Raw genomic sequence first — 20115 nt, forward strand, 5'->3', positions numbered from 1 at the left:
TCCTCTCTCATGAACACCCGAACCGACCAGCTCCAGGGCCTCTTCGAGACGTCAGGCCGCACCATTCTCGCCGGCACGCCCGAGGGGCTCGATGCGCTTGTCCTGGGCGATCTCGCCCGCCGGGCGGCGACCGAAAAGCGCGGTCCCGTCCTGCATCTGGCCCGTGATGATCAGCGGATGAGTGAGCTCGCCGACCAGCTCTCCTTTTTCGCTCCCGACATCGAGGTCCTGAAGTTTCCAGCTTGGGACTGCCTCCCCTATGACCGGGTCTCGCCCAGTGCCGGCGCCATCGCCGAGCGGATTTCGACCCTTGTCGCCCTGACCAAGGGCTTCGGCGCCCGGTCCGTGATCGTGCTGAGCACGGCAAATGCGGCCCTCCAGCGCGTGCCCCAGCCTTCGACGCTGGCGGGTGCCTCCTTTCGGGCGGCCCCTGGCAATGTGGTCGATATCGCCAAGCTCCAGGCCTTCCTGACCCAGAACGGCTTCAGCCGCACCGGCACGGTCATGGAACCCGGCGAATACGCGATCCGCGGCGGCATCATCGACATCTTCCCGCCCGGCACCGATCTCCCGCTGCGGCTCGATCTGTTCGGCGACACGTTGGAATCGATCCGGTCTTTCGACGCCAAGACCCAGCGCTCGGTCGGCCAGTTGAAGCAGATCGTCCTGGAGCCCGCCTCGGAAGTGCTGCTGATGGAGACCACCATCGCCCGCTTCCGCACCCGCTATACGAAGACTTTTGGCGGCCAGACCGCTCATGACCAGCTCTACGAGGCGATCAGCGCCGGCCAGCGCTACCAGGGCATGGAGCACTGGCTTCCTCTCTTCTACGACCGCCTCGCGACGATCTTCGACTACGCCAAATGGTCCGCCGTCAGCCTCGACCACCAGGTGGATGAATCTGTCGCAGCGCGTCGGGAATTGATCCAGGACTTTTACGAGGCGCGCAAGCAGGCCCTGGAACAGGCGACCTTTGGGGCGGCCCCCTATAAGCCGTTGGAGCCGAACGCCCTCTATCTGACTGAGACCGAGTGGCTCGACGCTCTGGGCGCGCAGCCGGCCCTGAGCGTCTCTCCCTTCGAAAGGCCCGAGGGGCAGGCGGCACGCGTGGTCTCGCTCGGCGGGCGCCAGGGCCGCAGCTTCGCCGCCGAGCGGGCCCAGCAGGAGCGCAATGTCTTCGAGGCGCTCCACGTCCATGTCGGCGAGCTGAGGCGTGCCGGCAAGCGCGTGATCATCTCCGCCTGGAGCGAGGGATCCCGTGAGCGCTTGACCGCCATCCTGCGCGAGCATCACATCTCCCCCGTGGTCACCACCGACACCTGGCCGGAGGTCGAGGCGCGCGAACGCTCCATCGTCAACGTCGTGATCCTGGCACTGGAGACCGGCTTCGAGACGCCGGAATTCGCCATCATCGGCGAACAGGATATTTTGGGCGACCGCCTGATCCGTCGCGCGCGCAAGAAGCGCAAGGCGAGCGACTTCCTGTCCGAGCTGTCGAGCCTTTCCCCCGGCGATCTCGTCGTCCATGTCGATCACGGCATCGGCCGCTTCGAGGGCCTCAAGACCATTGAGGTCCAGGGCGCACCACATGATTGTCTGTTCCTCACTTATGCCGGCGGCGACCGGCTGTTTCTGCCGGTGGAAAACATCGAGCTTGTCTCCCGCTACGGCTCCGAGGAGGCCGGCGTCCAGCTCGATAAGCTTGGCGGCCATGGCTGGCAGGCGCGCAAGGCAAAGCTCAAGCAGCGGGTCAAGGAGATCGCCGATCAGCTGATCAAAACGGCCGCCGCACGACTTCTGAAGCATGGCGAGGTCATCGTCGCGCCTGAGGGCATTTACGACGAGTTCTGCGCCCGCTTCCCCTATGACGAGACCGACGAGCAGCTGGATGCGATTACGGCCACCCTGGAGGACCTTCAGAGCGGCCGGCCAATGGATCGTCTCATCTGCGGCGATGTCGGTTTCGGCAAGACCGAGGTGGCGCTGCGGGCCGCCTTCGTTACGGCCATGACCGGACGGCAGGTCGCCGTCGTCGTCCCCACGACCCTGCTGGCGCGCCAGCACTACGCGACCTTCTCGGAGCGGTTCCGGGGCTTTCCGGTGCGCGTCGAGCAGGCCTCCCGCCTCGTTGCCCGCAAGGATCTCAACGAGACCAAGAAAGCGCTGGAGGAGGGTCAGGTCGACGTGATCATCGGCACCCATGCCATCCTCAGCAAGACCATCAAGTTCCGTGATTTGGGCCTGCTGGTCGTTGACGAGGAGCAGCATTTCGGCGTCAAGCACAAGGAGCGGCTGAAGGAGCTGCGCGCCAATGTTCATGTCCTGACCCTCACCGCGACGCCGATTCCGCGCACCTTGCAGCTGGCCATGACCGGGGTGCGCGACCTGTCGCTGATCACCACGCCACCCCTCGACCGGCTGGCCGTGCGCACCTTCATCTCCCCCTTTGATCCGGTCACCATCCGCGAGGCGCTGCTGCGCGAGCATTATCGCGGCGGCCAGAGCTTCTTCGTCTGCCCGCGCGTCTCCGATCTCGCCGAGATGGGTGAGTTCCTCCGCGAGCATGTGCCCGAGGTGAAGTTCGCCATGGCCCATGGCCAGATGGCCCCGACGGAGCTGGAGGACGTCATGTCGGCCTTCTACGATCGGAAGTTCGACATTCTCCTGTCGACGACCATCGTTGAGAGTGGTCTCGACATCCCGACCGCGAACACCTTGATCGTGCACCGCTCCGACATGTTCGGCCTTGCTCAGCTCTACCAGATCCGCGGCCGCATTGGACGCTCCAAGCAGCGCGCCTATGCGCTGCTCACGGTGCCGGCCGGCAAACCGCTGACCCCCATGGCCGAGCGGCGCCTGAAGGTCCTGCAATCCCTCGACACGCTGGGCGCCGGCTTCACCCTCGCAAGCCACGACCTCGACATCCGCGGCGCCGGCAACCTCCTGGGCGAGGAGCAGTCCGGCCATATCAAGGAGGTCGGCTTCGAACTCTACCAGCAGATGCTGGAGGAGGCGGTCGTCTCCCTCAGGTCCGGAGACTTGGAGGTCGAGACCGAGGATCGCTGGTCGCCGCAGATCAACATCGGCACCGCCGTTCTCATTCCGGAGAACTACGTCGCCGATCTCGACTTGCGCATGGGTCTCTACCGCCGCCTCGCCGACATCGAGGTCGAGCAGGAAGTCCAGGGTTTCGGTGCCGAGATGCGCGACCGCTTCGGCCCTCTGCCCATCGAGGTCGAGCACCTCCTGCAGGTGGTATCGATCAAATTGCTGTGTCGTGCGGCCAATGTGGCTGCCGTCGATGCGGGTCCGAAAGGCGTCGTCGTGACCTTCCGCAACGCCAGCTTCGCCAATCCCATTGGCCTGGTCGCCTATATCAACGAGCAGGGTCAGCATGCGAAATTGCGGCCCGATCAGAAGCTCGTCTTCAAGCGCGACATGGATCAGCCGGAGGAGCGTCTGAAAGGCGTGCGTACGATCCTCAAGCGGCTCGTCCGGATCGTGGAGGAAGCAAAGCCTGTGGCGGCCTAGCGCCTCTTGCCGAAAGCCGCAGTCCCGCTCATTGTCGCTTCGCCGGCAGGTCCCATCTAAGAGAGGGCCGACAATGGGAGGTGGGTGAGCTGTTTCATGGGTAAGGTGCAAACGCCGGCAACGAGGTCGAAGGCTCCAACGGCGCCCTCGACGGATCGCGATGTGGGAGCTTTCTTGGCCGATGTGAAGGCTCGGCCATTGCGCACGGGCGAGGGCAGGGGGCGTCTGGTCTTTGCCATGGACGCGACCATGAGCCGGCAACCCACATGGGACAAAGCCCTGGAGATCCAGGCAAGGATGTTCGACGAGACCGCCAAGATCGGCGGCCTCGATGTGCAGCTGGTCTATTTTCGCGGTCTGGACGAGTGCATGGCCAGCCGCTGGGTCTCCGATCCCGCCAGCCTCGGCCGCCTCATGACGCGCATCCGCTGCCAGGGTGGCCACACGCAGATCCGCAAGGTTCTCAGCCATTTGAAGATGGAGGCCCAGGCCGGAAAGGTGCATGCCGCCGTCTATGTCGGTGATTGTCTTGAAGAGGACATCGACGCCCTCTGCGTCCAGGCGGGAGAGCTCGCTTTGTTGGGTCTTCCTCTTTTCATGTTTCAGGAGGGGGGAGAGCCGAATGCCGAGCGCGGCTACCGGGAGATTGCGCGCCTGACGCGGGGTGCCTATTGCCGCTTCGACGTCAATGCCGCCGATCAGCTCCGCGACCTGCTCTCCGCTGTCGCGGTCTATGCGGCGGGCGGCAGGACGGCCTTGGCGAATTACGGGCGTGGAGGGCGCGGCAACGCCACGCGTCTGCTCGAGCAGCTGCGGTAGGCGTCGCGACATGCAAGTGCTCTTCATTATCGGCCTGGTCCTGCTCTGCGGCTATTTCCTGTCGCGGAACTACGTCAAGGCAGATCCGAAGCGCCTGGCCAAGCTGGTTCGAGGCGGCGCCGGCGCAGTCATCGCCCTTTTTGGTACGATCCTCTCTCTGCGCGGCGGCATTGCTTTTGGCGCACCCTTGATCGCCTTCGGCCTGGGGATGCTCGGGCGCGAGATGAATCTCGTATCCAAGGGTCCCGGTGGCTTCTCGCGGGCCGGGACGCGGGCCCCTGGCCAGCGTTCGACTGTCCGCACCAGCCGTCTCGCCATGGAACTCGACCATGATACCGGGGCCATGGACGGCAAAGTGCTGGGTGGACGCTTCGCCGACCGCCAATTGTCGGCCTTGACCTTGTCTGATCTTCAGCAGCTCTTGACCGAGTGCGCCGCGATCCCGGATCAGAGTCGTGTGCTTTTGGAGGCCTATCTCGACCGCATGCGCGATGGCTGGCGCGAGGCCACGGGCCGTGGCCCCGCCTCTCCGCCGTCGAGTTCGGCCATGTCGCGCGAGGAGGCCTTCCGCATCCTGGAGCTGGAGACCGGTGCCTCCGAGAGGGACGTGAAGAATGCGCATCGGCGCCTGATGAAGAAGTTCCACCCCGATGCCGGCGGCTCCGTGGCCTTTGCCGCCATGATCAATCAGGCCAAGGATGTGCTTCTCGGAAAGCGCTGAGCCTCAGCCCTGGGGCGACAGAGCCAAGCAGTCGATGGACTTCCGCGACAGAGCTTTGCAGGTGGCTTTTGCGCTCTCCTGGGAGAAGCCGGAAAACCGAGCCCGATAGACTTTCTTTTCGCCGTCTGAGGCCTGGGTGAAACCGGATTTTCCGGCAATGGCTTTGACGCCGGTTGCTTTCACTTTGTCGATCTGCTTCTCGGCGCTGCTCTCGGAGGGGAAGGCGCCGACTTGAATGTGCCAGCTGCCATCGGCCGCCCGCGTCGGAGCTTGGGTCTCGGGCGCAGCGATGCTCTGAGTGGTCGTGGGCGAGGCGCTGGCGCTCTCAGCGAGAGCGGCGATCGTCAGCGGCGCAGTCGCATCGCTGGTGACGGCGGGGGTAGATGTCGCGGCGACCTGGACGGGCCGCTCATCATCCCGGGAGTCGATGATCGGCGCCGCAGCGATTGAAGCCTTGATCGCAGGCGGGATCGCGCCGGCATAGGCGGCGATCGTGTAGCTCCGCCGCGCCGCGACTTTCGGGAAGAGCGAATCAAGCATCGCCTTCATCTGCTTGTCGCGCGCAGGACCCGTGCTTCCCCCCATCACGACGCCGACGAGATGCTTGCCGTCGCGTTTGACCGACGCGATGAGATTGAAGCCGGAGGCATTGATGAAGCCGGTCTTGATGCCGTTCGTGCCGCGATATTTCCCGATCAGCTTGTTATGCGAGCGGAAAGTCTTGCCGGCCACCGTGGCGCTCGAGATCGAGAAATATTTATAATAGTCCGGGAAGTCCCGCTGGATGCGCAGGCCGAGCGTGGCGAGGTCTCTCGCGGTGGTCATCTGCGCCGAATTCGGCAGGCCTGACGCATTCTTGAACGTCGTGCGGCTCATCCCGAGGCTGCGCGCTGTATTTGTCATCCGGATTGCGAAAGTGGTTTCGCTGCCGCTGATGGTTTCGCCGACGGCCACGGCCACGTCATTGGCGGATTTGGTCACGAGGACGCGGATGGCCTCATCCGCGGTGATGGACCGTCCCGGGGCGATGCCGAGCTTCGATGGCGACATGGAGGCGGCATGCTTTGTCATGACGATCGGTGTCTTCAGTGTCATCCGACCGGCACGCAGCTCCTGGAACAGAATGTAGATCGTCATCACTTTCGTGATCGAGGCGGGATACCGCAGGTCGTCCGGATTGCGGGAGTAGATCACTTCGCCGGTGGCCGCATCAACGGCGATGGCCGCATATTTTTCCGCTGCTGTCGCAGGCTCTACCGACACCAGTCCGGCGAACGCTGCAAGCAGCGCGACGACGAAAATCGGAACTGACAGTCCCCTGCAGCGCAGAGACGCGCACGAAAAAACAAACTTCATTCTCACCAGACCCGCCCAAAAGCGCCTACAAAGTGAACAACACGGCCGTGTTAGTCAACTCGGACTGCGGAAAAAACGTTTCGTAAACTGCTACTGATTCGCCATACGCTTGTCTATCAAGGCCGCAGAACTGACGCCGGAATGCCATCTTTGGGTCCGCAACCTTCGGCCGCAGCCGCCGTGATCATCTCGATGTCGGATTACCAAATCGTGAATGGGGCCCTCGGCGTTCTTTTTGTGCACCGCACAAAAAATCTCTTGACCCTTTTTGTGCGCTGCATATATTAAACCCCAAGGCCGAGAGTAATGGAGCCACCGCACCTGGCTTCTTCGGCACCACTGAAAAGGGATGGAGTGTTATAATGAACATGATCAATGGCGTTGACGAGATCCAGGCGTTTGGCAAGGAAAACCTCGAGGCATCCATTGCCAGCGCGACGGCAATGACGAAGGGCATGCAGACGATTGCGGCCGAATGTGCCGATTTCTCTGTGAAGGCCTTCGAGCATGGGGCCCAGGCGATCGACAAGGTGATGTCGGCGAAGACCCCTGAGAAGATGTTTGAAGCTCAGCAGAACTTCGCTCGCGAGGCTTTCGAGTCTTACGTCGGCCAGGTGAACAAGCTCGGCGAAATGTACATGTCTGCCGCGCGCGATTGCTATAGCGCCTTCGAAGGCAAGGCGAGCCTCTTCGGCGGTAAGATCGGTCGCTGATCATCGCTTTCTAGCCTGACCCGCGGCGCGCGCCGCGGAGATCTGACAGCCCGGTACGGACGACGTGCCGGGCTTTTTATGTGTCGGTGAGCCCGATCCCGACTTTCCCTCCTCGCAATCCGCCGACGAACTCATATATAATTTCAGCGAACGGTGATCGCCCGGCATCGGAGACCCTTCCGGCGGCGGGGCGCCGTCCGATCGCTCTCATGCAAGTCTTGGTGGCTACGACCTTTATGGCGAATGGAAACAACGGCAATCGAGAAGACGGCCAAAGTGGCGTGGTCACGCGGACGCGAACGCGGACCAAGAAGCCCAGCATGTACAAGGTGCTGCTTCTGAACGATGATTACACGCCGATGGAGTTTGTTGTTCACGTACTTGAACGGTTTTTCAGTAAGGGGCGCGAAGACGCCACGCGGATCATGCTTCACGTTCATCAGAAGGGCGTCGGCATCTGCGGGGTCTACACCTATGAAGTGGCGGAGACGAAAGTGACACAGGTCATGGAGTTTGCACGTCAGCATCAGCACCCCTTACAGTGTACGATGGAAAAGGAGTGATCGGCCCCGTGCCTAGTTTTTCACGCAGCCTCGAACAGGCCCTTCATCGGGCCCTGGCGCTTGCCAACGAACGGCATCACGAATACGCGACCCTCGAGCATCTCTTGCTCGCGCTGGTCGACGACAAGGACTCGGCTGCGGTCATGCGGGCCTGCAATGTCGATCTTGATCTGCTTCGTCGCAATCTGGAGAGTTACATCGATACCGAGCTTGCCAACCTCGTGGTTGATCACGGTGTTGAGTCCAAGCCCACGGCGGGTTTCCAGCGCGTCATCCAGCGCGCCGTCATTCACGTTCAGTCCTCCGGTCGCGAAGAGGTGACCGGCGCGAACGTTTTGGTGGCGATTTTTGCGGAACGCGAGAGCCACGCGGCGTTCTTCCTGCAGGAGCAGGATATGACCCGCTACGACGCGGTCAATTATATTTCGCATGGGATCGGCAAGCGGCCGGGCCTGTCGGAGCCTCGGGCGGTCCGGGGTGCCGAGCAGGAGCAGGCGGACGAAGGTGAGGCCAACGTGAAGGGCGGCAATGACGCGCTTGAAGCCTACTGCGTCAATCTCAACCGCAAGGCGGAGGAGGGGCGTATCGATCCGCTGATCGGCCGGGACGAGGAGGTCCGCCGGACCATCCAGGTCCTCTGTCGGCGTCAGAAGAACAATCCGCTCTTCGTCGGTGATCCCGGCGTGGGCAAGACGGCCATCGCCGAGGGGCTCGCGCGCAAGATCGTCAACAATGACGTGCCCGAGGTCCTCAAGTCCTGCACGATCTTCCAGCTCGACATGGGCACGCTTCTCGCCGGCACCCGCTATCGCGGCGACTTCGAGGAGCGCATCAAGGCGGTGATCAAGGAGATCGAGCGCTATCCAGGCGCCATCATGTTCATCGACGAGATCCACACCGTGATCGGTGCGGGGGCCACGTCCGGTGGGGCGATGGATGCCTCCAACCTGTTGAAACCGGCATTGGCCGGCGGCGCGTTGCGCTGCATGGGGTCGACCACCTACAAGGAATACCGTCAGCATTTCGAGAAGGATCGGGCGCTCGTCCGGCGCTTCCAGAAGATCGATGTGAGCGAGCCTACCGTCGAGGATGCAGTGAAGATCCTCAAAGGCCTCAAGCCTTATTTCGAGGAGTTCCACGGGGTCCGTTACACGGCGGAGGCGGTGCGCACTGCAGTCGAGCTGTCAGCGCGCTACATCAATGACAGGAAGCTGCCCGACAAGGCCATCGACGTGATCGACGAGACCGGCGCCTCGCAGATGCTTCTCCCCGAGAGCAAGCGCAAGCGCACCATCGGCGTCAAGGAGGTCGAGGAGACCATCGCCAAGATGGCGCGCATCCCGCCGAAAACCGTCTCCAAGGATGACGCGGTGCTGTTGAAAGACCTCGCCGAGGACTTGAAGCGGGTCGTCTTCGGCCAGGATGCGGCGATCCAGGCACTGGCCTCCGCCATCAAGCTGTCCCGCGCCGGTCTGCGCGAGCCGGAGAAGCCCATCGGCTGCTATCTGTTCTCAGGCCCGACCGGTGTCGGCAAGACCGAGGTCGCCAAGCAGCTCGCGAGTTTGATGGGTGTCAACCTGCTGCGCTTCGACATGTCGGAATATATGGAGCGCCACTCGGTCTCGCGGCTGATCGGTGCCCCTCCCGGCTATGTCGGCTTCGATCAGGGCGGTTTGCTGACCGATGGCATCGACCAGCATCCGCACACGGTGCTCCTCCTCGACGAGATCGAGAAGGCTCACCCTGACCTGTTCAACATCCTCTTGCAGGTCATGGATCACGGCAAGCTCACCGATCACAATGGCAAGTCGGTCGACTTCCGCAATGTGATCCTGATCATGACCACGAACGCCGGCGCCCAGGACCTGGCCAGGGCACCGATCGGCTTCACCCGCGACAAGCGGGAAGGCGAGGATTCCGAGGCCATCAACCGCATGTTCTCGCCCGAGTTCCGTAATCGTCTCGACGCGGTTATTGCCTTCGGCAATCTCCCCGCTGAGGTGGTTCGCCAAGTGGTCGAGAAATTCGTGCTCCAGCTCGAGGCTCAGCTTGCCGACCGTCAGGTCAATATCGAGCTGTCGTCGGAAGCCGCCGATTGGCTCGCCAAGGAAGGCTATGACGAGCTCTACGGCGCGCGGCCTCTGGCCCGCGTCATTCAGCAGCACATCAAGCAGCCCTTGGCGGACGAGGTGCTGTTCGGCAAGCTCACCGGCGGAGGCACCGTTCGCGTGACCTTGCAGGACGATGCCGGCAAGAAGGCGCTCGGCTTCGAATATCTCTCCCGCGAGCAGGAGATCGCCGTGCCGCCGGAGCCCAAATCGGGCAAGGGCAAGGGGACGTCGAAGCGCAAACCCAAACCGGGTTCGAGTGGGGGCGGCAGCAAGCCGCTTGTGCCGGAATTGACGGATTGAGACGAGAGGGGGCCGCGGGCCCCCTCTTTCATGGAGGGTGTCGCGAGCCGACGCGACGGTGGCGCGCTTTACTTTTTGCCTGAGCTGTTTCATTCCTGCCTCAGAACTTTTGCCAGGGACACATGTGATGGCGACAACGACGAATCGTTCGGATCTCAATTCTCAGGCCAGTGCGGCCGCCGCCCATTTGGGTGGCCCCGCCATCCGCTGGATTTCCACGATCGGTGTCGCAACGCTGGTCTTTGCCGAGGTGGAGGCCACGGCCGCCGCGCTCTGCTGGTCGCTCCAGGGTATCTTGGGCCTGCCGGACACCATCGCCCTCGGCATGTTTTCTATTCTCTTTCTTGCCGGGGTCTGGGCCACGCTGTGGTTCGCGATGCGCAATTGGCATGTCGAGAAGCGCCTGGAGCGGGGCTTGGAGATCGACGATCCGCAATGGTCGGTCATGGCCTACATGAAGCGGCGTTCTGATCCCGCGTGACGGTGTCCGCCAGGCGGATCCGCGAGGTGCCATCACCGAATTTCGGTGAGCGCAAGGCTGACACGCGCGTCGAGATTCTGCTGCTTCACTATACCGGCATGAAGGATGCTCTGACGGCCTGCCGCTGGATGTGTGATGAGCGTTCCGAGGTCTCCTCGCATTACCTGGTCGACGAGCACGGCGTCGTCACCCGCCTGGTGCCAGAGGAAAAACGCGCATGGCATGCGGGCGTTTCCTATTGGGCAGGGGCCAGCGACATCAACTCTCGGTCCATCGGAATCGAGATCCACAATCCCGGTCATGAACGCGGCTACCCTGATTTTCCAGACATTCAGATGCGGGCCGTCATTGACCTCTGCTCTGCCATTGTCGCCCGCCATCCTATTCCACCCGAAGGCGTTCTCGCCCATTCCGATGTTGCCCCGGAGCGGAAGATTGACCCAGGCGAGAAATTCCCCTGGGAACGGCTGCATCGGGCCGGTATCGGCCATTGGGTGCCGCCGGCGCCGATCACGGAGGGAGCGATCCTCCAGGCAGATGATGCGGGCGAGGAGGTGGCCGACCTGCAGCAGGCTCTGAGCGAGTACGGCTATGGCATTGAAGTGACAGGCCAGTATGATCTGCGCACCACTCTCATCGTCACGGCCTTCCAGCGGCACTTTCGCCCGGAGCGTGTCGATGGTCTTGCGGACGCCTCGACGATCGACACCGTGCACAGGCTGCTCGCCGCTCGCCGCACGCACGGCCCTTGACGGCGGGGGATGCCGCCCTATACCTGCTGCCGACGCCAGTTGGCCGGATGGCCGCCCTTGCCCAATGGCGAAAGTCGGGTAGGGGAGGAAAGTCCGGGCTCCAGAGAGACGCGGTGCCGGGTAACGCCCGGCGGGGGTGACCCCAGGGACAGTGCCACAGAAAGCAAACCGCCTCGGGCAACCGAGGTAAGGGTGAAAGGGTGCGGTAAGAGCGCACCGCGCGGCCGGCAACGGCAGCGGCATGGTAAACCCCACCGGGAGCAAGACCGAATAGGGGCGGCGCGGACGGATCTCGCGATCCGGCCAGGTCGTGTCTTCAGACCGTCGCCCGGGTAGGTCGCGCGAGGTGTGCGGCGACGCACATCCCAGATGAATGGTCATCCAGCAAGCTTCGCCTTGTGGACAGAACCCGGCTTACAGGCCGACTGGCGTTTTATCTGATCACGGCTGGTCCGCCGACACGCTGCTGATGTACACTAGCGCTTCGCTACCACCCGGCGGCCTCAGGCGCTCTCCTGAGACATTGGGGTGTCAATCTGATTCGAGGCAGGAGCCATGATCATCAAGAAATTAGCCGTCGTCGCGGCATTGGGTGCAGCCATCGCAGCGGGTGTCGCCGCTCCGCCTGCAGCGCAGGCCCATTGGCATAATGGAGCCGCTTTCGTCGGGGGCATGGTGGCAGGCGCCGTCGTCGCCGGAGCAGCCGTCGCGGCCACGACGCCGCGGGTCTATGTTGCACCCCGCGCCTATTACGGCCCCGCCTGCGGTTACTATCCTTACCCGCCTTGCGGCCCCGTCTATTACCCGCCGCGCTATTGAGGGTTCGTCATCGGCCGATGACCGGCTGTGATTCTGATTCATGTTCCTGGCGCAAGCGTCTGGAACTCAAGAGGGAATATGGACAAATGAGAGTGAAGACGATCTTGGCGGCGGGCCTCGTCACGGGACTCTGCACGGGCGCGGCCTTGGCGCAGACGGCAACGCCCCCCACGCCTCCAATGCCACCGGCCCAGCAGGGCATGCCCGGCATGCCCGGCATGTCGCCTGAGACCCTGGAGGCGTTGAAGCCTCTGAATTGCACCGTCACCAAGGTCATGTCCTGCAAGGTCGAAAGTGGCTGCAAGGACGCCCAGTCCTTTGGCGACGTGCCCCTGCCGGCAAAGGTGCTGGTGGATCCAGAGCACCGTCTCATCGCGGGCGTGAATACTGACGGCCTGCCGCATGTCTCGGACATCCAGCTCTACAGCCAGACCGAGTATTACATGACGGTTCAAGGGATCGACGGGCAGGTCGGCTGGATGATCCACGCCTCCCGCAAAGACCCTTCCATGACCTTTACCGTGGCCTCCCACCACGCCGTGCTGACGGGGTTCGGCGACTGCAAGACCATCGAGAACAAGTAGACCACAAGCCGGCGAGCGGAGACTGCTCTTCGCTCGCACCGCCCTATCCTGATCCGCTGCGGCAAGGATGCCACACCGATCCTGTTTGCCCGAAGTCGCTCGCTGCCCCCCACCATCGCAACCGATTGTTAAGCCTGTTCTGCGCACAGTGCTAACCATCGATTAATGGGCCCTCCCATGGCCTTTCGCGGTGGCGTATCTGACGTGGTGTCGAGTAGCTTGAATGCCTGCCTTTCATAAGGAGCAGATGCCGAGCGGCCATGTGCCGGTCCTCCTCGCCGAGGTGATGGCAGCGCTTGCGCCGAAAGCTTCGGAAATCTTCATCGACGGGACCTTCGGCGCTGGCGGCTACAGTCGCGCTTTGCTGGAAGTGGAGGGCACCACGGTCATTGCCATAGACCGCGATCCCACGGCCATCGCGGCTGGTCAGCCTCTGCTGGAGAAATATCCGGGACGGTTGTCTCTCCTTCCCGGGCGCTTTGCAGAAATGGCGGAGCTGGTCTCCGCTCTGGGAGTGTCCTCGGTCGATGGCGTCACTCTCGATGTCGGCGTGTCCTCCATGCAGCTCGACCAAGCCGAGCGGGGGTTTTCCTTCATGCAGGATGGCCCCCTCGACATGCGCATGGGCGGCGAGGGCATGAGCGCCGCGGATGTGGTGGCCGAGTTCTCCGAGACGGCACTGGCGAATGTGATCTTTACCTACGGTGAAGAACGCAAGTCTCGGCCTATAGCGCGGGCCATCGTCAAGGCGCGTTCGATCGAGCCGATCGCCCGCACGGTCCAGTTGGCCGAAATCGTGGAGCGCGCCTTGGGGGGACGCCGGCCTCAGGATCGGATCCATCCGGCGACCCGCACCTTCCAGGCTTTGAGAATCTTCGTCAATGACGAGCTCGGTGAGCTTGCCCGCGGCTTGGGGGCAGCTGAACGACTTTTGCGTCCGGGCGGACGTCTCGCCGTGGTCTCCTTCCACTCCCTTGAGGATCGGATCGTGAAGCGTTTTTTCGCCGACCGCACGGGCCGCTCTCCGCGCACCTCCCGTCATGCGCCCGAGGAGGATCATGTCGCGCCGAGCTTCGAGGCGATTGGCAGAGGTGTGATCTCCGCCTCAGAGGCCGAAGCGCGCGATAATCCTCGCGCCCGCTCCGCAAAGCTTCGGGCCGGATGCCGCACATCTGCCGATGCCATTCCGCTCGATGCCGAGCGGCTGGGCATGAAGGCCATCGATCGCGAGGCCCTGTCATGCTGAGAATTCTGAACGGCATCCTGGTGGTTGCCCTCATGGGACTGGCCTTCTGGCTCTACCGCCTCGAATACGATGCCCGTGTGGCCGAGAACCAGATCTCGACCCTGAAGCGACAGATCACCGGCGAGTATGAGGCGATCAGGCTCCTGCGCGGCGAATGGGCGCATCTCACGCGACCGCAACGGATTCAGGAACTCGCCGCCAAGCACCTGACCATGGCGCCGCTGCAGCCGCCGCAGATCATCGCGGCTCAGGATCTAGCGACGGCGATCCCCGAATATGATCGGTTCCGTAAGCCCGATGTTGATGGCGATCCGATCGCCAACCTGCTCGATGGATTGGAATAATGATGCGTGTGAGTGAGGAAGGCGGCGGTTACGCGCCCATTCAACAGATCGCCAGTCGAAAGATGTCGCAGGCAACCTTCGGCATGCAGCTGAAGGGGCACAAGCGTGCGCGCCTGATCATCCTCTTTTTTCTCATTGCGTTTTCCGCCGTGGGAGTTCGTTTGGGACAGTTGACGATCGGGACGCCCCGGCCGGTCGACCTGGCGCAGGAAGCCGATGACAAGATCCCGCGGCCCGAGATCGTTGACCGTAATGGCGAACTCGTTGCGACCGATATTCAGGTTGCCTCCCTCTTTGCCGATCCGCGCAAGATCATCGACATCGACGAGGCCGTCGAGCAGCTCACGGCGAACCTCCCGCGCCTGAAGGCCGATGAGGTGCGGCGCAAATTGTCGGATCGCAACCGCGCCTTCACCTGGCTCGCGCGTCAGATCAGTCCCGACGAACAGGCGATCATCCACAATCTCGGCATTCCCGGGATCGGCTTTCGCTGGGAGCGTCAGCGCATCTATCCCAAGGGCCGCCTGGCCGGCCATCTCGTCGGCTTCGTCGACATCGACAGCCGGGGCATTGCCGGCATGGAGCGCTATCTCGACGATCAGGGGCAGTTGCTCGTTGCCTCTTTGGCTGATCCGCTCGAGGCAAAAGCGGGCCCTGTCACCCTGGCCCTGGACGTTCGTGTCCAGCATGCCATGACCGAGGAGCTGCAGAAGGCCAAGGAAAAATTTAGCGCCGTCGCGGCCGCCGGCGTGGTCATGGACGTGAACACGGGCGAGATCCTCGCCATGTCTTCGATCCCGGACTTCAACCCCAATGATCCCGTTGAGGCCTTGCAGAAGGATCGCATCAACCGCCTGACCACAGCCGTCTATGAGATGGGCTCCACCTTCAAGACCGTCACCTTCGCCATGTGCCTGGATGCCGGCGTCAGCATGCAGTCCCGCTGGGACGCCCGCGGCGCCCTGGTGATCGGCCGCAGCCGCATCGGCGACTTTCGCGCCGAGAACCGGGTGCTGAGCCTGCCCGAAGTGTTCACCTATTCCTCGAATATCGGCACCGCCCGCATGGCCCTCGACCAGGGCATCGAGAAACATCAGGCATTCCTGAGAAAGCTGGGCTTCTTCGGCCGGATGCGCACCGAAATCCCCGAATCCGCAGCACCGTTGGTGCCGGCGCGGTGGGGCAAGATCTCCACGGCCACCATCGCCTTCGGTCACGGCATGTCCGTGGCGCCCCTGCAGCTTCTGTCCGCCGTGGCAGCCTTCATGAATGGCGGCAAGCTCATACCGCCGACATTCCTCAAGCGCGATCCGGAGCTGATGGCCGGGCTGGGCGAGCAGGTGATCAAGCCTGAGACCTCCGACAAGATGCGCTATCTGCTGCGCTTGAACGGCCAGATCGGCAGTGCGAAGAAGGCGGATGTGAAGGGTTATCGGGTCGGCGGCAAGACCGGTTCGGCGGAAAAGGTCGTGAACGGCCAGTACAGCAAGGGCAAGAACGTCACGAACTTCATCGCCGGCTTTCCCATGGAAAAGCCGCAATATCTGGTATTTGTCCTGTTGGATGAGCCGAATGCCTTGAAAGAGACATATGGCTTCAGAACATCGGGATGGAATGCGGTGCCGACGGGAGGCAAGATCATCGAGCGAATCGCGCCTCTGCTGGGAGTGTTACCGAAGTTCGACGATGGCACGACGAAGGGCGTCGCCATCGCCGCCAGTCTGCTGCAGTGAACGAGCCAGGATCGACTTTCATGCGCCTTGATGCCGTCATCGGCCCCGACGCACGCCTCACGGGGGCCCAGGCAGCCGTTGAGATTGCCGGGCTGACTGCCGACAGCAGGGCGGTGAAGCCGGGCTATTTGTTTGCCGCGTTGAAGGGGGTCAAGAGCGACGGCAGCGCCTTCGTGGCCAGCGCCCTTTCGCAAGGAGCGGTTGCCATCCTCACCGACGAGGCGACGTCGATCACCGTCGATCCGCGCATTCCCGTCCTGCGCAATCCCATCCCCCGGGCCGCCCTGGCGCGGGCCGCGGCCCGCTTCTACCACGCCCAGCCGGGCACTGTGGTCGCGGTGACCGGTACCAATGGCAAGACCTCCGTGGCGGCCTTTATCCGCCAGCTCTGGGCCCATGCCGGCCTCTCGGCCGCCAGTGTCGGCACCGTGGGCATCGTCTCCCCCAAGGGCGAGCGCAAGCTTCATCACACGACCCCCGACCCGGTCGAGCTCCAGGCGGTGATGGCGGAACTCGCCGCCGAAGCCGTGACCCACGCGGCCATCGAAGCCTCGAGCCATGGACTGGCCCAATACCGCCTCGACGGCCTGGCCATTGCAGCCGGCGCCTTCACGAATATCAGCCGCGACCACCTCGATTACCACAAGGACTTCGAGGAGTATTTCCAGGCCAAGGCCCGGCTCTTCGCAGAAGTGCTACCCCCCTCCGCCCCGGCCGTCATCAACGCCGATTGTGCCGAAGCCCATCGGGTCATCGCAATTGCGAAGGCCCGCGGTCTGAAGCTGATCACTGTCGGCCATGAAGGAAGCACTGTTCGCCTCGTCGGACAGGAGCGGCTTGCCCACGGCCAGCGCCTCCAGCTTGCGATCGGGCCTGAGCAATTCGATGTGGACCTGCCCCTGGTCGGAGATTTCCAAGCCTCCAATGCCTTGGTCGCCCTGGGCCTGGCCATGGCGTGCGGCATGGATCCGGCGAAGGGGGTTCAAGCCCTCAGCCTGCTGCGCGGAGCCAGCGGCCGGCTGGAGCTCGTGGCGACCTGGAACGAAGCCCCGATTTTCGTCGATTTCGCCCATACCCCGGATGCCTTGGAAAACGCCATCACCGCCTTGCGTCCTTACGCCAAGGGCCGGCTCATCGTCGTCTTTGGCGCCGGCGGCGACAGGGATCCGGGAAAGCGTCCGCAAATGGGCACGGCAGTGGCCAGATTTGCCGATGTGGCCGTGGTGACCGATGACAATCCCCGCTCCGAGGATCCGGCCGCGATAAGGGCGCAGGTCCTTGCCGGCTGCCCGGACGGGATCGACGGCGGCGATCGTCCGAGCGCCATACGGGCCGCCATCGCCATGCTCGCACCCGGCGACATCTTGATGGTGGCCGGCAAGGGACATGAGACCGGCCAGGAGATTGGCGGCCGGATCATCCCGTTCAGCGATCAATCCGAGATCCGCGCGGCCGTGAGGGAAGCTGCCGATGACTGAGCCCTTATGGACCCTGGAGGAGTTGCTCAGCGCCGCCGGCGGTCGCCTCGAAGGCGAGGCGCCTGAGAGCTTTGGCGGCGTCTCCATCGACAGCCGAACTTTGCAGCCTGGTGACATCTTCGTGGCGATCCGGGGTGATGTCCATGATGGCCATGAGTTCGTGGCGCGGGCGTTGCGGGCGGGTGCCGGGATCGCCCTCGTGTCGCGCGCCAATGCGGCGATGCGTTCCGCCGGTGCTCTGCTGGTGGTGGATGACCCTTTGCGTGCCCTGGAACGCATGGGAGTAGCCGCCCGGGCGCGCAGCGCGGCAATGATCATCGCGGTCACTGGCAGTGTCGGCAAGACCGGGACGAAGGAGGCCTTGCGCCTCTGTCTCGGCGCCTCCGGCGAGACCCACGCCTCTGCGGCCTCTTACAACAATCATTGGGGCGTGCCCCTGTCGCTGGCGCGCCTGCCCGTCTCTGCGCGGTTTGCAGTCTTCGAGATCGGCATGAACCATCCCGGCGAGATCACACCGCTGGTGGCCTCTGTGAGACCGCATATCGCCATCGTGACCACCGTGGCGCCGGTTCATCTTGGGTTTTTCGACAGTATCGAAGCGATTGCCGATGCCAAGGCCGAGATCTTCACCGGCCTCGAGCCCGCCGGGATCGCGGTCCTCAACCGCGATAACGCCCATTTCGAGCGCCTGAAATTGGCCGCCGAGCGGGCTGGTGCCGCCCGCATCGTCACCTTCGGGGAGCATCGCGAGGCGGAGGCCCGCCTTGAGCATGTGGCGGTGAAGGAGACCTGCTCCGCCGTATCGGCGACCATCCTCGGTGATCCCGTCACTTATAAGATCGGAGCGCCCGGCCGGCATATCGCCATGAACAGTCTGGCGGTCCTGGCGACGGTCAAGCTCGCGGGTGCCGATCTGGCGCTCGGAGCGCTCCAGCTGCGCGAATTGCAGCCGCCCAAGGGTCGCGGCGCGCGGTTCCGTCTGCGGGCCGAGAGCGGTGAGCTGACCGTGATCGACGAGAGCTACAATGCCAATCCGGTGTCGATGCGCGCCGCCCTGGCGCTTCTCGGCCATGCTTCTCTCGGCCCGAACGGGCGCCGCATTGCAGTCATCGGTGACATGCTGGAGCTGGGCGAGCGCTCTGCCCATTATCACGGCGAACTTGCCGGGCCCATCGATGCAGCGGGCGTCGATTCCGTCTATGCTTGCGGCGCGCAGATGCAGGTGTTGTGGGACGCGCTTCGCGATGATCAGCGCGGCGCCTATGCAACATCCTCCGAAGAACTGGCCGAGCAGCTTGTCGATGGGGTGCGGGCAGGCGACGTGGTCATGGTAAAGGGCTCCCTTGGCAGCCGCATGGCGGTCTTGATCGAAGCCTTGCGTCGGAATTTTATCGAAGTCGAGGCGAACGCCGCTTAGGCCGGGCATCGAGAGCGGACCGCGGCGGGGCGCCGGCTGGTCGACGGGGAATGGTGAATGCTTTATTATCTGCTGGCGGAACTCGGGGGACAGTTCCCTGGTCTGAATGTGTTCCGTTACATCACCTTCCGCACCGGCGGGGCGATCATGACGGCACTTGCCTTCGTGTTCCTGTTCGGGCCGAGCCTGATCTCGCTTCTGCGGGTGAAGCAGGGCAAGGGCCAGCCGATCCGGCTGGACGGACCGCAGCGGCACATTCTGGAAAAGCAGGGCACGCCCACCATGGGCGGCCTGATGATCCTCTCCGGCATTCTCGTGGCGACCCTCCTCTGGGGCGATCTGACCAACGCCTATGTCTGGATCGTGCTGCTGGTGACGCTCGGCTATGGCGCGATTGGACTTTACGACGACTATCTGAAAGTCACCAAGACCTCCGCCAAGGGCTTTTCCGGCAAGCTGCGGTTTGGTCTTGAATGCCTGATCGCCGCCGCTGCCTCCTATGCCATCATCAAGGTCGGCGAGCAGCCGATGTCGAGTTCGTTGACCTTTCCGTTCTTCAAGGACGTCGTGCTGCATCTCGGCTGGTTTTTCATTTTCATCAGCGTCTTCGTGATTGCCGGATGTGGGAATGCCGTCAATCTCACGGATGGCCTCGACGGTTTGGCCATTGTTCCGGTCATGGTGGCGGCAGCGAGCTTCGGCTTGATTGCCTATCTCGTCGGCAATGCGGTCTTTGCCGACTATCTGCAGATCCACTTCGTCCGCGGCACGGGTGAGCTTGCCGTCCTCTGCGGGGCGATCCTCGGTGCCGGCCTGGGTTTCCTATGGTTCAACGCCCCGCCGGCCATGATCTTCATGGGCGACACCGGTTCACTCTCCTTGGGGGGTGCATTGGGCACCATCGCGGTGGCGGCCAAGCATGAGGTCGTGCTCGCCATCATCGGCGGTCTGTTCGTCCTCGAGACGGTCTCGGTCGTCGTCCAGGTCCTTTCGTTCAAGCTGACGGGAAAGCGCGTCTTTGCCATGGCTCCGTTGCATCATCATTTCGAGCAGAAAGGTTGGAAGGAGCCGACCGTCGTCATCCGGTTCTGGATCATCTCCGTCCTGCTGGCCTTGATCGGGCTTGCCACCCTCAAGCTGCGGTGAA

The 20115-nt window shown here is 63.2% G+C and carries 17 protein-coding genes and 1 other RNA gene; 17 read left to right on the forward strand and 1 reads right to left on the reverse strand.

Features of this window, described 5'->3' with window-relative positions; all coding sequences use genetic code 11:
- Nucleotides 1–9: 9 nt before the first annotated feature.
- From mfd to FKM97_RS13245, 3 genes are all read left to right on the forward strand, one after another.
- Nucleotides 10–3531 (forward strand): transcription-repair coupling factor, encoded by a 3522-nt coding sequence (mfd, locus tag FKM97_RS13235; RefSeq protein ID WP_144292880.1) that lies wholly within the window; start codon nt 10–12, stop codon nt 3529–3531.
- A 96-nt stretch (nt 3532–3627) separates the two neighbouring features.
- Nucleotides 3628–4350, forward strand: coding sequence for a VWA domain-containing protein (locus FKM97_RS13240; protein ID WP_144292881.1), 723 nt, complete (start codon nt 3628–3630; stop codon nt 4348–4350).
- A gap of 10 nt (nt 4351–4360) precedes the next feature.
- Complete coding sequence (locus tag FKM97_RS13245) at nt 4361–5071, forward strand: DnaJ domain-containing protein (protein ID WP_144292882.1); 711 nt, start codon at nt 4361–4363, stop codon at nt 5069–5071.
- A 3-nt stretch (nt 5072–5074) separates the two neighbouring features.
- Here FKM97_RS13245 and FKM97_RS13250 read toward each other — a convergent pair whose 3' ends face one another.
- Entirely contained in the window at nt 5075–6427 is a 1353-nt protein-coding gene (locus FKM97_RS13250) for a serine hydrolase (RefSeq protein ID WP_144292883.1), read from the reverse strand.
- Between the two features lie 362 nt (nt 6428–6789).
- On the opposite strand from FKM97_RS13250, the gene FKM97_RS13255 reads away from it, so the two are divergent.
- The 14 genes from FKM97_RS13255 (at nt 6790) to mraY (ending at nt 20114) form a co-directional block, all read left to right on the forward strand.
- Nucleotides 6790–7140 (forward strand): phasin family protein, encoded by a 351-nt coding sequence (locus FKM97_RS13255; protein ID WP_144292884.1) that lies wholly within the window; start codon nt 6790–6792, stop codon nt 7138–7140.
- 236 nt (nt 7141–7376) lie between these two features.
- The gene (gene clpS / locus FKM97_RS13260) at nt 7377–7703 is read left to right on the forward strand and encodes an ATP-dependent Clp protease adapter ClpS (RefSeq protein ID WP_144293055.1); all 327 of its coding nucleotides are present in this window, start codon (nt 7377–7379) and stop codon (nt 7701–7703) included.
- A gap of 8 nt (nt 7704–7711) precedes the next feature.
- Nucleotides 7712–10114 (forward strand): ATP-dependent Clp protease ATP-binding subunit ClpA, encoded by a 2403-nt coding sequence (clpA, locus tag FKM97_RS13265; RefSeq protein ID WP_144292885.1) that lies wholly within the window; start codon nt 7712–7714, stop codon nt 10112–10114.
- Nucleotides 10115–10241: 127 nt separating this feature from the next.
- A complete protein-coding gene (locus tag FKM97_RS13270) occupies nt 10242–10595 on the forward strand; it encodes a hypothetical protein (protein ID WP_144292886.1) in 354 nt (117 codons plus the stop codon).
- Nucleotides 10596–10621: 26 nt separating this feature from the next.
- Nucleotides 10622–11347 carry an N-acetylmuramoyl-L-alanine amidase gene (locus FKM97_RS13275; RefSeq protein ID WP_246105067.1) on the forward strand — a complete coding sequence of 242 codons (726 nt, stop codon included), beginning with the start codon at nt 10622–10624 and terminating at the stop codon, nt 11345–11347.
- A 35-nt stretch (nt 11348–11382) separates the two neighbouring features.
- Nucleotides 11383–11780: RNase P RNA component class A (rnpB, locus tag FKM97_RS13280), an RNA gene on the forward strand.
- A gap of 122 nt (nt 11781–11902) precedes the next feature.
- Nucleotides 11903–12166 (forward strand): hypothetical protein, encoded by a 264-nt coding sequence (locus FKM97_RS13285; RefSeq protein ID WP_144292887.1) that lies wholly within the window; start codon nt 11903–11905, stop codon nt 12164–12166.
- Nucleotides 12167–12258: 92 nt separating this feature from the next.
- Nucleotides 12259–12750 carry a hypothetical protein gene (locus FKM97_RS13290; protein ID WP_144292888.1) on the forward strand — a complete coding sequence of 164 codons (492 nt, stop codon included), beginning with the start codon at nt 12259–12261 and terminating at the stop codon, nt 12748–12750.
- 223 nt (nt 12751–12973) lie between these two features.
- Nucleotides 12974–13996, forward strand: coding sequence for a 16S rRNA (cytosine(1402)-N(4))-methyltransferase RsmH (rsmH, locus tag FKM97_RS13295; protein ID WP_144292889.1), 1023 nt, complete (start codon nt 12974–12976; stop codon nt 13994–13996).
- Nucleotides 13990–14340 (forward strand): cell division protein FtsL, encoded by a 351-nt coding sequence (gene ftsL / locus FKM97_RS13300; RefSeq protein WP_144292890.1) that lies wholly within the window; start codon nt 13990–13992, stop codon nt 14338–14340. Before rsmH ends, ftsL begins: the two co-directional genes overlap by 7 nt.
- A complete protein-coding gene (locus FKM97_RS13305) occupies nt 14340–16073 on the forward strand; it encodes a peptidoglycan D,D-transpeptidase FtsI family protein (RefSeq protein WP_144292891.1) in 1734 nt (577 codons plus the stop codon). Before ftsL ends, FKM97_RS13305 begins: the two co-directional genes overlap by 1 nt.
- Before the next feature lie 20 nt (nt 16074–16093).
- Nucleotides 16094–17551 (forward strand): UDP-N-acetylmuramoyl-L-alanyl-D-glutamate--2,6-diaminopimelate ligase, encoded by a 1458-nt coding sequence (locus tag FKM97_RS13310; RefSeq protein WP_144292892.1) that lies wholly within the window; start codon nt 16094–16096, stop codon nt 17549–17551.
- Complete coding sequence (locus tag FKM97_RS13315; protein WP_144292893.1) at nt 17544–18968, forward strand: UDP-N-acetylmuramoylalanyl-D-glutamyl-2,6-diaminopimelate--D-alanyl-D-alanine ligase; 1425 nt, start codon at nt 17544–17546, stop codon at nt 18966–18968. Before FKM97_RS13310 ends, FKM97_RS13315 begins: the two co-directional genes overlap by 8 nt.
- 57 nt (nt 18969–19025) lie before the next feature.
- Complete coding sequence (mraY, locus tag FKM97_RS13320; protein WP_144292894.1) at nt 19026–20114, forward strand: phospho-N-acetylmuramoyl-pentapeptide-transferase; 1089 nt, start codon at nt 19026–19028, stop codon at nt 20112–20114.
- Nucleotide 20115: the final 1 nt, after the last annotated feature.

It is taken from the genome of Rhodoligotrophos appendicifer (assembly GCF_007474605.1).
Classification (GTDB): Bacteria; Pseudomonadota; Alphaproteobacteria; order Rhizobiales; family Im1; genus Rhodoligotrophos; species Rhodoligotrophos appendicifer.